15 protein-coding genes are annotated in these 12,901 nt (G+C 61.3%); 10 read left to right on the top strand and 5 right to left on the bottom strand.

Annotation, left to right across the window (positions count from 1 at the left end; genetic code table 11):
* Both ACRESJ_RS23335 and ACRESJ_RS23330 read left to right on the top strand, forming a co-directional pair.
* The coding region (locus ACRESJ_RS23335; RefSeq protein WP_431760010.1) for a Rid family hydrolase at positions 1 to 138 on the top strand (138 nt) is incomplete at its 5' end.
* Positions 139 to 206: 68 nt separating this feature from the next.
* Positions 207 to 947: a hypothetical protein gene (locus tag ACRESJ_RS23330; RefSeq protein ID WP_431760009.1), complete on the top strand. Its 741-nt coding sequence runs from the start codon at positions 207 to 209 to the stop codon at positions 945 to 947.
* 89 nt (positions 948 to 1,036) lie between these two features.
* Here the strand turns inward: ACRESJ_RS23330 and ACRESJ_RS23325 are convergent, their stop codons facing one another.
* On the bottom strand, positions 1,037 to 1,891 hold the full coding sequence (locus ACRESJ_RS23325) for an SDR family oxidoreductase (RefSeq protein ID WP_431760008.1): 855 nt from the start codon (positions 1,889 to 1,891) through the stop codon (positions 1,037 to 1,039).
* A 188-nt stretch (positions 1,892 to 2,079) separates the two neighbouring features.
* Here ACRESJ_RS23325 and exbB point away from each other — a divergent pair, with 188 nt between their 5' ends.
* The 6 genes from exbB (at position 2,080) to ACRESJ_RS23295 (ending at position 8,907) form a co-directional block, all read left to right on the top strand.
* Positions 2,080 to 3,051, top strand: coding sequence for a tonB-system energizer ExbB (exbB, locus tag ACRESJ_RS23320; protein WP_431760007.1), 972 nt, complete (start codon positions 2,080 to 2,082; stop codon positions 3,049 to 3,051).
* 6 nt (positions 3,052 to 3,057) lie between these two features.
* Positions 3,058 to 3,486, top strand: a complete 429-nt coding sequence (gene exbD / locus ACRESJ_RS23315; RefSeq protein ID WP_431760006.1) for a TonB system transport protein ExbD — start codon at positions 3,058 to 3,060, stop codon at positions 3,484 to 3,486.
* Complete coding sequence (locus ACRESJ_RS23310) at positions 3,483 to 4,232, top strand: energy transducer TonB family protein (RefSeq protein WP_431760005.1); 750 nt, start codon at positions 3,483 to 3,485, stop codon at positions 4,230 to 4,232. The genes exbD and ACRESJ_RS23310 overlap by 4 nt, the downstream gene beginning before the upstream one ends.
* Positions 4,233 to 4,413: 181 nt before the next feature.
* The gene (locus ACRESJ_RS23305) at positions 4,414 to 5,343 is read left to right on the top strand and encodes a LysR substrate-binding domain-containing protein (protein WP_431760004.1); all 930 of its coding nucleotides are present in this window, start codon (positions 4,414 to 4,416) and stop codon (positions 5,341 to 5,343) included.
* A 9-nt stretch (positions 5,344 to 5,352) separates the two neighbouring features.
* Complete coding sequence (gene recG / locus ACRESJ_RS23300; RefSeq protein WP_431760003.1) at positions 5,353 to 7,428, top strand: ATP-dependent DNA helicase RecG; 2,076 nt, start codon at positions 5,353 to 5,355, stop codon at positions 7,426 to 7,428.
* A gap of 78 nt (positions 7,429 to 7,506) precedes the next feature.
* Positions 7,507 to 8,907: an aminoacyl-tRNA deacylase and HDOD domain-containing protein gene (locus tag ACRESJ_RS23295; protein ID WP_431760002.1), complete on the top strand. Its 1,401-nt coding sequence runs from the start codon at positions 7,507 to 7,509 to the stop codon at positions 8,905 to 8,907.
* A 140-nt stretch (positions 8,908 to 9,047) separates the two neighbouring features.
* On the opposite strand, the gene ACRESJ_RS23290 is transcribed toward ACRESJ_RS23295, so the two are convergent.
* The 4 genes from ACRESJ_RS23290 to ACRESJ_RS23275 all read right to left on the bottom strand — a co-directional run bounded on the left by ACRESJ_RS23290 (position 9,048) and on the right by ACRESJ_RS23275 (position 11,680).
* Positions 9,048 to 9,419: a hypothetical protein gene (locus ACRESJ_RS23290; protein ID WP_057712732.1), complete on the bottom strand. Its 372-nt coding sequence runs from the start codon at positions 9,417 to 9,419 to the stop codon at positions 9,048 to 9,050.
* Between the two features lie 453 nt (positions 9,420 to 9,872).
* Positions 9,873 to 10,148 (bottom strand): HU family DNA-binding protein, encoded by a 276-nt coding sequence (locus tag ACRESJ_RS23285; protein ID WP_003213368.1) that lies wholly within the window; start codon positions 10,146 to 10,148, stop codon positions 9,873 to 9,875.
* A gap of 194 nt (positions 10,149 to 10,342) precedes the next feature.
* A complete protein-coding gene (locus tag ACRESJ_RS23280) occupies positions 10,343 to 11,491 on the bottom strand; it encodes an NAD(P)/FAD-dependent oxidoreductase (RefSeq protein WP_431760001.1) in 1,149 nt (382 codons plus the stop codon).
* Between the two features lie 18 nt (positions 11,492 to 11,509).
* Positions 11,510 to 11,680, bottom strand: coding sequence for a rubredoxin (locus tag ACRESJ_RS23275; RefSeq protein ID WP_007995385.1), 171 nt, complete (start codon positions 11,678 to 11,680; stop codon positions 11,510 to 11,512).
* A 223-nt stretch (positions 11,681 to 11,903) separates the two neighbouring features.
* Here ACRESJ_RS23275 and ACRESJ_RS23270 point away from each other — a divergent pair, with 223 nt between their 5' ends.
* Positions 11,904 to 12,443 (top strand): chorismate--pyruvate lyase family protein, encoded by a 540-nt coding sequence (locus ACRESJ_RS23270; protein WP_431760000.1) that lies wholly within the window; start codon positions 11,904 to 11,906, stop codon positions 12,441 to 12,443.
* On the top strand, positions 12,443 to 12,901 hold a 459-nt coding region (locus ACRESJ_RS23265), incomplete at its 3' end, for a UbiA family prenyltransferase (RefSeq protein ID WP_431759999.1). The genes ACRESJ_RS23270 and ACRESJ_RS23265, both read left to right, overlap by 1 nt.

The following is a 12,901-nucleotide window of genomic DNA, read 5'->3' as shown; positions in this document are numbered from 1 at the left end:
CTGAGCCACTTCGCCAAGGTCAACGAGATCATGGGCAAGTACTTCGACCAGCCTTACCCAGCCCGCGCCGCCATCGGCGTAGCAGCCCTGCCAAAGGGTTCGCAGGTTGAAATGGATGCCATCCTGGTCATCGAGTAATGCGTGCGGCGCAGCCCAGGGCTGCGCCAACGGCTCTGCTGTAAAGAAAGCTTGAAAGGATTCCACCCATGCGCAAAGCGCTTGTTCTCTCGCTGCTCGCCCTGTTCCTGGGCGGATGTGCCAGCGATCCTGCCGACCGTGACATCAGCGGCACCTGGATCAACCAGGTGGCGATTGACGCTGCATCCAAAGGCGTTCCCCTGCGTGAAGCACTCCAGGCCTATGGCCCGAACCTGGAATGGGACGTCAACACCAAAGCCGGTCAGGCCCGCTACACCAATGGTTTTGAAAATGTCGACGGCAAGCTGTTGGGCGAACAGTCCGGCGCCTGGAAGATCGACTTTTATGGCAGCTCCGGCAGCGAACTGAAGCGCGATGGCAAACAATTGAGCCAGTCCGCGACTGAAAACGAATCTGCCCAGGTCTTCGATCGCGCGCTGATTCCGGTGCCCGATGGCGCACCGATCGGCGCCAGCTTTGAACGTGCGCTGTACTCGGCCTACATGGGCGGCAGCTGGAAAGTCATCAGCGGCCCCGGTGAAGGCAGCACCGTGCAATTTCAGGCCGACGGCCAGGTGAACGGCCTGCCAGGCACTGATCGCTATGCGTTGTGCCTGGCCGGTGATTGCGCCTCGATGAGCGGTGGCAACGACAACATGTGGCTGCAACTCAACGGCCAGGGAAACCCCTGGATCTTTGCGCGCAAAGGCAAGGAGCTGGAAATCTTCCAGGCTGTGAACACCGCGCTGGCGGATGAAATGCCGCAGTTCACGCCCGGCGATCGCAAGTGGTTGCTGGAAAAACAGTAACCGCCTGAAAAGATCGCAGCCTGCGGCAGCTCCTACAGAGGAATGCATTCCAAAGTAGGAGCTGCCGCAGGCTGCGATCTTTTTTGCTGTCAGCGCCCCTCAAGAATCGCAGCATAACCCTCGCGGAAACTCGGATACTTCGGCTCCCAGCCCAGAGCCTTCGCCCGCGCATTGCTGCAACGCTTGCTCCCGGTGCGACGCACGCTGGCATCGTCTGCCCATTCGGTCACACCCAGGTATTCGCGCAACCAGCCCACCACATCCGCCAGTGCTGCGGGTGCATTATCGACGCCGATGTAGATGTCATCGAGCGCCACGCCACGTCGATCAGCCTCCAGCAGGCACGCCAGCAAGCCCGCGGCATCGTCGGCATGAATGCGATTGGCATACAGCGGCGGGTCGACCGCCACGCGATAACCCCGGCGGACCTGAGTCAGCAACCACTCTCGACCCGGACCATAGATGCCGGTCAGGCGTACGATACTCGCCGGAATGCCGCTTTTGAGAGCCATCTGCTCAGCTTCGAGCATTATCCGCCCCGAATAACCGGACGCCACTGTCGGGGAATTCTCGTCGACCCACTCGCCCTGTTGCTGGCCGTACACACTGCTGCTGGAAACGAACAGCAGACGATTGGGTACCTGCCCATAGTCGTTCAACCACTCCAGCACGTGCTCCAGGCCCTGGATATAAGCGGCGCGGTAACCGGCCTCATCGTGATCAGTGGCCGCCGCGCAGTACACCACATAATCCACTGCACCAATCGGCCAGGTAGCCGGGCACTCCTTGTTGAACAAGTCGCCAGCCACACCAATGACCCCATCGGGCAGACGTGAAACGTCGCGCCGCAAGCCATGAACCTCCCAGCCACCGGCCAATAATTGCGTGGCCAGACGACTGCCGACATCACCGCAACCGGCGATCAAAACAGAAGGCGCGGACATCAGAAAACTCCCCTTGGAAACGGACAGACTAGCGCCAGCAATGGACGAGCGGCTAGTAATGCAGGAAAAAAAGAGACTCTATTACTTTTGTTAACAAGAATTAATTGCAATAATATGCCCCACTTTTGTTCTCGGCCTTTCGAGGTTTGGAAGAACATCATCCGTTTTTTCTCTCAGGTCCGGCCAGCATGACACGCAATCACTTCTCCGCTTCGCCAACCAAACGACCTCGCGCCTGGAGCGCGGTGGCCGCCTTGCTACTCAGCCTGATGCTAGCACCGACCGCAGCGTTCGCTGATGCACAAGCGCCAGCCACTCCAGCCGCCGCCGCTTCTGCAACTGCCGACCACGCCGCTCCGACTGTAACTCCGGTCGCAACCGATCCTGCTCAGGCCACCCCGACAGAAACCCTCGGCGAAGACGTTCCTGAAGTCCTCGAAGCTGACAATACTCTGGGCATGGCCCACGACCTGTCGCCGTGGGGCATGTACCAGAACGCCGACGTCATCGTGAAAGCCGTGATGATCGGCCTGGCCATCGCCTCGATCATCACCTGGACCATCTGGATCGCCAAGGGCTTTGAGCTGATGGGCGCCAAGCGCCGTCTGCGTACCGAGATCGTCCACCTGAAAAAGGCCGCCACCCTCAAGGAAGCCAGCGCAACCGCCACCAAGCCAGGCACCCTCGCCAATTTGCTGGTGCACGACGCCCTTGAAGAAATGCACCTGTCGGCCAGCGCCCGGGAAAAAGAAGGCATCAAGGAGCGTGTCAGCTTCCGCCTTGAGCGCCTGGTCGCTGCCTGCGGTCGCAACATGAGTAGCGGCACCGGCGTGCTCGCCACCATCGGCTCCACCGCACCCTTCGTCGGCCTGTTCGGCACCGTATGGGGCATCATGAACAGCTTCATCGGCATCGCCAAAACCCAGACCACCAACCTCGCTGTTGTAGCCCCCGGCATTGCCGAAGCCCTGCTGGCAACCGCACTGGGTCTGGTCGCGGCGATTCCAGCGGTGGTGATCTACAACGTGTTCGCCCGTTCCATCGCCGGCTACAAGGCTCAGGTGTCCGACGCTTCAGCTGAAGTCCTGCTACTGGTCAGCCGTGACCTCGATCACCAGCCTGAGCGCAGCTCGCAACCGCACATGGTGAAAGTGGGGTAATCGGCCATGGGCCTGCATTTGAAAGAAGGCGCAGACGACGATCTGGCCGAGAACCACGAAATCAACGTCACGCCGTTCATCGACGTGATGCTGGTGCTGTTGATCATCTTCATGGTGGCAGCACCGCTGGCCACCGTGGACATCAAGGTTGACCTGCCCGCCTCCACCGCCAAACCGGCGCCGCGGCCGGAGAAACCGGTATTCCTCAGCGTCAAGGCGGACCAGCGCCTGTACCTGGGTGAAGACGAAGTGAAAGCCGAAGCGCTCGGCGCCACGCTCGACGCCAAAACCCAAGGCAAGAAAGACACGACGATCTTCTTCCAGGCCGATAAAGGCGTGGATTACGGCGACCTGATGAGCGTGATGGATAACCTGCGCTCGGCCGGTTACCTGAAGGTCGGTTTGGTTGGGCTCGAGTCGGCAGTCAAGAAATGATCACAACGCGCCATAAGCTGACGCGTTACAGCGGTAGCCTGGCCATCGTGCTGGGTGTTCACGCGCTGGCCATTGCGCTGGCCGTGAACTGGACCGCCCGCCCGCCCATCGAATTGCCGCCTCAGGCAATGATGGTCGAGCTGGCACCGGTTCCAGCCCCGCCACCGCCTGCACCGCCGAAGGTCGTCACCCCACCGCAGCCGCCGGCTCCGGTCGAAGAACTGCCGATTCCAAAGCTCGCCGAAGCGCCGAAGGCTGAAATTGCCGTTCCAAAACCGGTCAAGCCAAAGCCGAAGCCACAACCGCCCAAGCCTGTGGAAAAGAAGCCGGAGCCGCCGAAGGAAAAGCCTTCCGAAGCCAAACCGAGCGAAGCGCCACCGTCGCCCGCGCCGACTGAGAAATCCGCTCAACCAGCACCCGGCCCGTCAGCTGCTCAAGTAGCCGCAAAGGCAAGCTGGGAAGGCACCCTGCTCGCTCACTTGGCCAAGTACAAAAAGTACCCGGCCAGTGCGCAGTCGCGGGGTAAGGAAGGTTTGAACCGTCTGCGCTTTGTCGTGGATGCCGAAGGTAACGTGCTGTCGTTCGAACTGGTGGGCCGCTCCGGCAACGCCGATCTGGACCGGGCCACCCTCGATATGATCCGCCGCGCCCAGCCGCTGCCCAAGCCACCGGCCGACATGCTGACTAACGGCTCCATCGAAATCGTTGCACCGTTTGTTTATTCGCTGGAAAAACGCCGGCGTTAAAAGCGGTAGATCAAAAGATCGCAGCCTTCGGCAGCTCCTACACGGGATTTATCTCCGCCCTGGAGCTGCCGCAGGCTGCGATCTTTTTGTTTATCGCGGTCACGCGACACACGCACTCTGATAACGTGCGTCTATCGATTGCAGCCGGTATGCTTGGCCCGCAACTTCATGGACGCTTGCTATGACTCTCACAGAATTACGCTACATCGTTACCCTCGCCCAAGAGCAGCATTTTGGCCACGCCGCCGAACGTTGCCACGTCAGCCAACCGACCCTGTCGGTGGGCGTGAAGAAGCTTGAAGACGAACTCGGTGTGCTGATTTTCGAGCGCAGCAAAAGCGCCGTGCGCCTGACACCCGTTGGCGAAGGCATCGTGGCCCAGGCACAGAAAGTCCTGGAACAGGCCCAAGGCATTCGCGAACTGGCACAAGCCGGCAAAAACCAGCTAACCGCCCCACTCAAAGTCGGCGCGATCTACACAGTCGGGCCGTACCTGTTCCCGCACCTGATCCCGCAACTGCACCGGGTCGCCCCGCAGATGCCGTTGTACATCGAAGAAAACTTCACCCACGTGCTGCGCGACAAACTGCGCAACGGCGAGCTCGACGCGATCATCATCGCCCTGCCGTTCAACGAAGCCGATGTACTGACCCTGCAACTCTATGACGAGCCGTTCTACGTCCTGATGCCGGCGCAGCACCCGTGGACGCAAAAAGAATCCATCGACGCCAACCTGCTCAACGACAAGAGCCTGCTACTGCTCGGCGAAGGCCACTGCTTCCGAGATCAAGTGCTGGAAGCCTGCCCGACCCTGACCAAAGGCAATGACGGCGCCAAGCACACCACGGTCGAATCCAGCTCGCTGGAAACCATCCGTCACATGGTTGCATCCGGCCTTGGCATCTCGATCCTGCCGCTGTCGGCGGTCGACAGCCATCACTACGCTCCCGGCGTGATCGAAGTTCGGCCGCTCTCGGCACCGGTCCCTTATCGCACCGTGGCCATTGCCTGGCGTGCGAGTTTCCCGCGCCCGAAGGCCATTGAAATCCTCGCTGACTCCATTCGCCTGTGCTCGGTGGCCAAACCCGCGGCACCGGTAACGGCCGGTTAAGCCAACGCCATGACCGAGTTGTCGCAAGTGTCGGTGACGGCACTCAAGGGTGTCGGCGAAGCCATGGCCGAGAAGCTGGCCAAGGTCGGCCTGGAGAACCTTCAGGACGTACTGTTTCACCTGCCGTTGCGCTATCAGGATCGCACCCGTGTCGTCCCGATCGGTGCGCTGCGCCCAGGGCAGGACGCCGTCATCGAAGGCACCGTCAGCGGCGCCGACGTGGTCATGGGGCGTCGTCGCAGCCTGGTGGTGCGTCTGCAAGACGGCACCGGCGGGCTCAGCCTGCGTTTCTATCACTTCAGCAACGCCCAGAAAGAAGGCCTCAAACGCGGCACGCGGGTTCGCTGCTACGGCGAAGCGCGGCCCGGCGCGTCCGGCCTTGAAATCTACCACCCGGAGTACCGCGCCCTCACCGGCGACGAACCACCGCCAGTGGATGAAACCCTGACCCCGGTGTACCCGCTCACCGAAGGCCTGACGCAGCAGCGCTTGCGCCAACTGTGCATGCAAACCCTCACCTTGCTCGGCCCCAGCAGTCTGCCTGACTGGCTGCCGAACGAGCTGGCCCGGGATTACCAGTTGGCGCCGCTGGCCGATGCGATCCGCTACCTGCACAACCCGCCAGCCGATGCCGATGTCGACGAACTCGCCCTCGGTCATCACTGGGCCCAGCACCGCTTGGCCTTCGAAGAACTGCTGACGCATCAATTATCCCAACAACGCCTGCGCGAAAGCATGCGTTCGCTTCGCGCGCCGGCCATGCCGAAAGCCAAGAAGCTGCCGGCCAAATACCTGGCCAATCTTGGCTTCAACCCGACCGGCGCCCAACAACGGGTCGGCAACGAAATCGCCTACGACCTCAGCCAACACGAACCGATGCTGCGGCTTATTCAGGGCGACGTTGGCGCCGGCAAAACCGTGGTCGCGGCCCTCGCCGCGCTGCAGGCGCTGGAAGCTGGCTATCAAGTCGCCCTGATGGCGCCCACAGAGATTCTCGCCGAGCAGCACTTCATCACCTTCAAGCGCTGGCTCGAACCGCTGGGCATCGAAGTCGCGTGGCTGGCCGGAAAACTCAAGGGCAAGAACCGCGTGGCCGCGCTGGAGCAAATCGCCAGCGGTACGCCGATGGTGGTTGGCACCCATGCGCTGTTCCAGGATGAAGTGCAGTTCAAGAACCTGGCGCTGGTGATCATCGACGAACAGCACCGCTTCGGCGTGCAACAGCGCCTGGCCTTGCGGCAGAAAGGCGTTGGCGGGCGCATGTGCCCGCATCAGCTGATCATGACCGCCACACCGATTCCGCGCACGCTGGCCATGAGCGCCTACGCCGACCTCGACACCTCGATCCTCGACGAATTGCCGCCCGGCCGAACCCCGGTCAACACTGTGCTGATCACCGACACCCGACGCGTCGAAGTCATCGAACGGGTGCGCAGCGCCTGTGCCGAAGGGCGCCAGGCCTATTGGGTTTGCACGCTGATTGAAGAGTCGGAAGAGCTGACCTGCCAGGCCGCCGAAACCACTTACGAAGACCTCACCGCCGCCCTCGGCGAATTGAAGGTCGGGCTGATTCACGGCCGCATGAAACCCGCGGAAAAAGCGGCGGTGATGGCCGAGTTCAAGGCCGGTAACTTGCAACTGCTGGTGGCAACCACCGTAATCGAAGTCGGCGTGGACGTGCCCAACGCCAGCCTGATGATCATCGAAAACCCTGAGCGCCTGGGCCTCGCGCAACTGCACCAATTGCGCGGTCGAGTCGGTCGGGGCAGCGCCGCCAGCCATTGTGTGCTGCTCTATCACCCGCCGCTGTCGCAGATCGGCCGCCAGCGCCTGGGCATCATGCGCGAAACCAACGACGGCTTCGTCATTGCCGAAAAAGACCTCGAGCTGCGCGGCCCCGGCGAAATGCTCGGCACGCGGCAAACCGGCCTGCTTCAATTCAAGGTCGCCGACCTGATGCGCGACGCCGACCTGCTACCCGCCGTGCGCGACGCCGCCCAAGCCTTGCTGGAACGCTGGCCGGATCACGTCAGCCCACTGCTCGACCGCTGGCTGCGACATGGGCAGCAATACGGCCAAGTGTGAGCACCGTCGCAGTTTCTGGAGCATGGGTTTGAGCAAGCTGGTTATACTCCTGCAATTGTTTTGGAACGGATACAGACCATGACCGAAGTTGCCCTTGCACCCGCCACCCCGCACGCTCCGTCGGTCATTCGGCTGTTGCTGGGCAAACTGGGCATCGCCTACGAAGAAGTGCTCGACCACCACGGTTTGAATCCTGCCCGCAAGGTGCAGGCTGTACTGCTCGAAGACGCCGTCGGCGCACTGATGGTGCTGTTCCCGCAGAGCCAATTGCTCGACCTCAATCGCCTCACCGAACTCACCGGTCGCCGCCTCACTGCCGTGCCGACCGATCGCCTGGTCAAGATGCTCGGCAAACACAACCTGAGCCTGCTGCCTGGCCTGCCGTCGCTCACCAGTTCGCCGTGCCTGTATGACGAAAGCCTGCTGCGCGAACCAAGTGTGCTGGTCAATTCGGGCGAGCCGGGTGTGCTGCTGGAAATCTCCAGCGAAGCGTTCAAATCCATGCTCAACAAGGCCAGCGCCGCTAACTTCGGCGAAAACCTGACCAGCATCCGCCCGAACCTCGACCGCCCCGACGATGACCGCGAGGAAATCACCCAGGCCGTTCAAGCGTTCACCGCGCGGCGCATCCAGCAACGCCTGGAAGCGACTATCGAAATCCCGCCGCTGGCCGAAACCGCGCAGAAGATCATCAAGCTGCGCGTCGACCCCAACGCCACCATCGACGACATCACCGGCGTGGTTGAAACCGACCCGGCACTAGCCGCGCAAGTGGTGAGCTGGGCGGCGTCGCCGTACTACGCCTCGCCGGGCAAAATTCGTTCGGTAGAAGACGCCATCGTCCGGGTGCTGGGTTTCGATCTGGTGATCAACCTGGCGCTGGGCCTGGCCTTGGGCAAAACCCTGAGTCTGCCCAAAGACCACCCGCAGCACAGCACGCCTTACTGGCAGCAATCGATCTACACCGCCGCCGTCATCGAAGGCCTGACTCGCGCCATGCCACGCGCCCAGCGCCCCGAAGCTGGCCTGACCTACCTGGCCGGCCTGCTGCACAACTTCGGCTACCTGCTGCTGGCCCACGTGTTCCCGCCGCACTTCTCGCTGATCTGCCGCCACTTGGAGGTCAACCCGCACCTGTGCCACAGCTTTGTGGAACAACACCTGCTGGGCATCAGCCGTGAACAGATCGGCTCGTGGCTGATGCGCTACTGGGACATGCCCGAAGAGCTGGCCACCGCCCTGCGCTTCCAGCACGACCCGGCCTACGACGGCGCCTATGCCGAATACCCGAACCTGGTCTGCCTGTCGGTGCGCCTGTTGCGCAGCCGTGGCATCGGCTCCGGTCCTGATGAGGACATCCCCGACGCCCTGCTCGAACGCCTTGGCCTGAGCCGCGAAAAAGCCAACGATGTAGTCAGCAAAGTCCTCGAAGCCGAAGTGCTGCTGCGTGAACTGGCTTCGCAATTCACTCAAGGCTGAAAAGCATCGCGAGCAGGCTCGCTCCCACAAGGATCACCAAAACCTTGTAGGAGCGAGCTTGCTCGCGAAAGTCGTCAACGATGACGCGTGCATCCTGGATAACCGCGGGGGGCTTGAGTTTCTCGCGAGCAAGCTCGCTCCTACACCTTCTTCGGCTTCAAATACTTCGTCAGCCCCTGGAACCAGATCACCAGCGCCGGGTTGCCCTTGATCTGAATCGACTTGTCCTGAATCCCCGTCATGAACGCCAGCTGCTTGTTCTTCGCCTGCATCGTGGCAAAGCCGTATGCGGCGTCTTTGAAGGCAATCGCAAACGCAGGCTCGGCATGCACACCCGATTGGCTGGTAATGCGCTGATCCTTCACGCGGAAATGCCGCGCCACTTTCCCGTCCAGGGTCTGCAGCTGGAACACCAGATCCTTGTCACCCAACTGCTGCTGAAACGCCGGATTGGACCGGCTAGCCTTACCCATCAACAAACCCAGCATCCACAGCAGAAAACGAAATTTCATGCGTAAGCCTCAGAAGAAAAATGAACGGCTGGGGCAGTTTAACGGCTTCGGGCTATAACGCCAGTATCCAGTTGCTTTAGAGGAAGATCAGAACCATTACCAGCATGATGACCGCCAAGTCACAATTATCCAAACCTCCCTCCAGTCGACTTCACACGCCACTCCTACATCAATCGAAATACATTCTGTAGGCGCTGCCGGACACTGCGATCTTTTGATCATCTAACCCGCAAACCTATCGGAAACCTCCTTCAAAACGCCGCAAGGCCGAAGGCGTACATTTGCTGGTCGAGCGAGCGCGGGAGCATCTGGATGAGCCGGAGATGGCGGCAATTCTCACCAAGCAACAAAGCGGGCCCGGCTTATTCGCCACCCACAAAAAATGGGCACCCAACCCTGGTTGGCGTGCCCATTTTTTATTCCGCTCCCCGCTACGCGGGTTAGGGAAAAGGATTACGGATTAACGCTATCTTTCAACGATTTCCCAGGCTTGAAAGCAACGGTGTTGCTGGCCTTGATTTTGACGGGTTCACCGGTTTGCGGGTTTTTGCCGGTGCGGGCACCGCGATGGCGTTGCAGGAAGGTGCCGAAGCCCACGAGCGTCACGCTGTCTTTGCGGTGCAGGGCACCGGTGATTTCTTCAAGAACGGCGTTGAGAACGCGGTTGGCTTGTTCTTTGGTGAGGTCTGCTTTTTCAGCAATGGCTGCAGCGAGTTCTGGTTTACGCATATGAGTGAAGCCCCTTTGACGGTTTGTTGTTGTTATGTCCGTGCTGCCCTCTGCGGAGCAGCGCCAAAAGCGCCGCAGGTGCTCTACTCTGCGGCAGACGGGAGTGAGGATGGCACGCAGTGAGGCCCCGCGCCAGTATCGGCGCGGCCTTTGTTAGGGCAAAAGGGGGGTGATTCCGACAGAACGCCCGGTATTTATGCCAGCAGGGCCGGAAGCTCTTTGTTCAGGGCCAGTTTTTCCATCACGGCGGCACCGGTGAGGGCATAACCGAGCAATTTGCCTGCGCCATCGCGGCATAAAACCTTGATGTCGGCACCCTGCCCTTCTACGGTCCAGATGCCTTCTGCGCCCCGTGGCGGCGGGGACACCACCAGCGGGCACACCGGCGTTTTGACGGTGATCGGCATCGGGCCATAGGTGACGGCGGTCGGGTTGCCGGCCAGGGTTTGCGCCAATGCTCGCGCACAGCTCATCAGGGGCATGACGTACAGCAGATTCAGCCCGTCGACCTCGGCGCAGTCGCCCAGGGCGTAGATGTTGGCGTGGGAGGTTTTCAGGTGCCGGTCGACCATGACGCCGCGGTTGACCTGCAGACCGGCCGCCGCCGCGAGATCAACCCGTGGGCGCAGGCCAATGGCCGAAACCACCACGTCGCACGGGATCATCTGGCCATCGGAGAGGTGCGCCTCCAGGCCATCCGCCACGCGTTGCAGGCGGTTGAGCACCGGCCCGAGGTGGAAGCGTGCGCCGAGGCTTTCGAGGCCAGCCTGCACCGCAGCCGCGGCCGCCGGGTGCAACAGGGTCGGCATGACTTGTTCGCACGGAGCAACCAGCTGCACTTCGTAGCCGCCCAGGGTCAGGTCGTTGGCGAACTCGCAGCCGATCAGGCCCGCGCCGAGCAGCAGCACGCGGTGCTTGCCAGCGGCCGCCGCACGAAAGCGTGCGTAGTCTTCCAGGTCATTGATGGGGAACACGCAATCCGCCGCGTCGCCTTCAATGGGTACGCGCACGGTTTCGGCGCCCCAGGCCAGGATCAGGTCGCGGTAGATCACCGCTTCTTCACCAATCCACAGGCGTTTGTGGCCCGGGTCGATGCCGCTGATGCGCGTGTGAGTACGTATTTCGGCCTTGAGTTGCTCGGCCATGGTGCCGGGTTCGGCCATGCTCAGGCCGTCGGCATCCTTGTTTTTACCGAAACCGGTGGAGAGCATCGGCTTGGAGTAGGAGCGCCCGTCATCGGCGGTAATCAGCAGCAGCGGGGTTTCGCTGTCGAGTTTGCGAAACTCGCGGGCGACGTTGTAGCCAGCCAGGCCGGTTCCCACGATGACTACAGGTGCGTTCATTCCTTACTCCTCAATTGTTCAGGCAGCGATTTCGATCATTTCAAAATCCATTTTGCCCACACCGCAGTCCGGGCACAGCCAGTCTGCCGGCACGTCTTCCCAGCGGGTGCCCGGCGCAATGCCGTCATCCGGCCAACCGTCGGCTTCGTTGTAGATCAGGCCGCAGACGATACATTGCCACTTTTTCATCAGGTACTTCCTCAGGGTTCAGGCGTTTTGCCGGTCGGACGGTCGATGGTGGTAGCACTGCCGTCCAACTCAGCGCGTTTTGTACTGATCGGGACCGTCAGATGCAAGCCTGTTCGGCGCAACGGTGGGCCATTTCAATCAATGTCGGTGGCTGACATGTTAAGCTCGCCGCCTCATTTGCTGCCAATAATGACTCATTGTGCAACACACAGAATCCCCCGGCATGGCCCCGCTCTGGCTCTCTCAAGACCAACTGACGCCCCTCCCCGACACGTCTGTCCTCGACTGGTTGTTCGATAATGGCTCACTGACCAGGCGCCTTATTCACCTGACGAATGATGCCTTCAGCGTCACGCCGCTGTTCGAAGGCTGGCAGCCCTTGCGCGCCGACGAATGTGCCGCGCTGGACCTGGCCGAAGGCAGTGAAGGCTGGGTCCGCGAAGTATATTTGCGCGGTCATGGGGAAGCCCTGGTGTTTGCCCGCAGTGTGGCGGCCCGCAGTGCGTTGCAGGGTGACGGCTTGCACATGGACGAATTGGGCAGCCGCTCGCTGGGTGAACTGCTGTTTTGCGATCAGGCCTTTGCGCGCCGGGCCATCGAGGTTTGTCATTACCCTCAAGCGTGGCTGCCGAGCGAGGTGCGGGCGCCAGAGTTATGGGGCCGCCGTTCTCGCTTTGACCGTGGCGCGCTGAGCGTGCTGGTGGCCGAAATTTTCCTGCCGAGCCTGTGGAAGGCCGCCCGCGCCCAACCGGAGAACCGCTGATGTACCAAAGCCTGCTCAAGTCATTGAACCGCTTGAACCCTCGGGCCTGGGACTTCATTCAGCTGACCCGCATGGACAAGCCGATCGGCATTTACCTGCTGCTGTGGCCGACGCTGTGGGCGCTATGGATTGCCGGCAAGGGTTCACCGTCCCTGGCCAATATCGTGATTTTCGTCCTCGGCGTGGTGCTGACGCGCGCTGGCGGCTGCGTGATCAACGACTGGGCGGACCGCAAGGTCGATGGGCATGTGAAACGTACCGAGCAGCGGCCATTGGCCAGCGGCAAGATCAGTTCCAAAGAGGCCCTGGTGTTCTTCGCGCTGCTGATGGGCGTGAGTTTCCTGCTCGTGCTGTGTACCAATGCCGCGACGATCTGGCTGTCATTGGGTGGCCTGGCGCTGGCGTTCAGCTATCCCTTCATGAAGCGCTACACCTATTACCCGCAAGTGGTGCTGGGT

This window comes from Pseudomonas sp. (assembly GCF_050739655.1).
Taxonomy (GTDB): Bacteria; Pseudomonadota; Gammaproteobacteria; order Pseudomonadales; family Pseudomonadaceae; genus Aquipseudomonas.
This window is presented reverse-complemented; position numbering and strand designations above follow the sequence as displayed.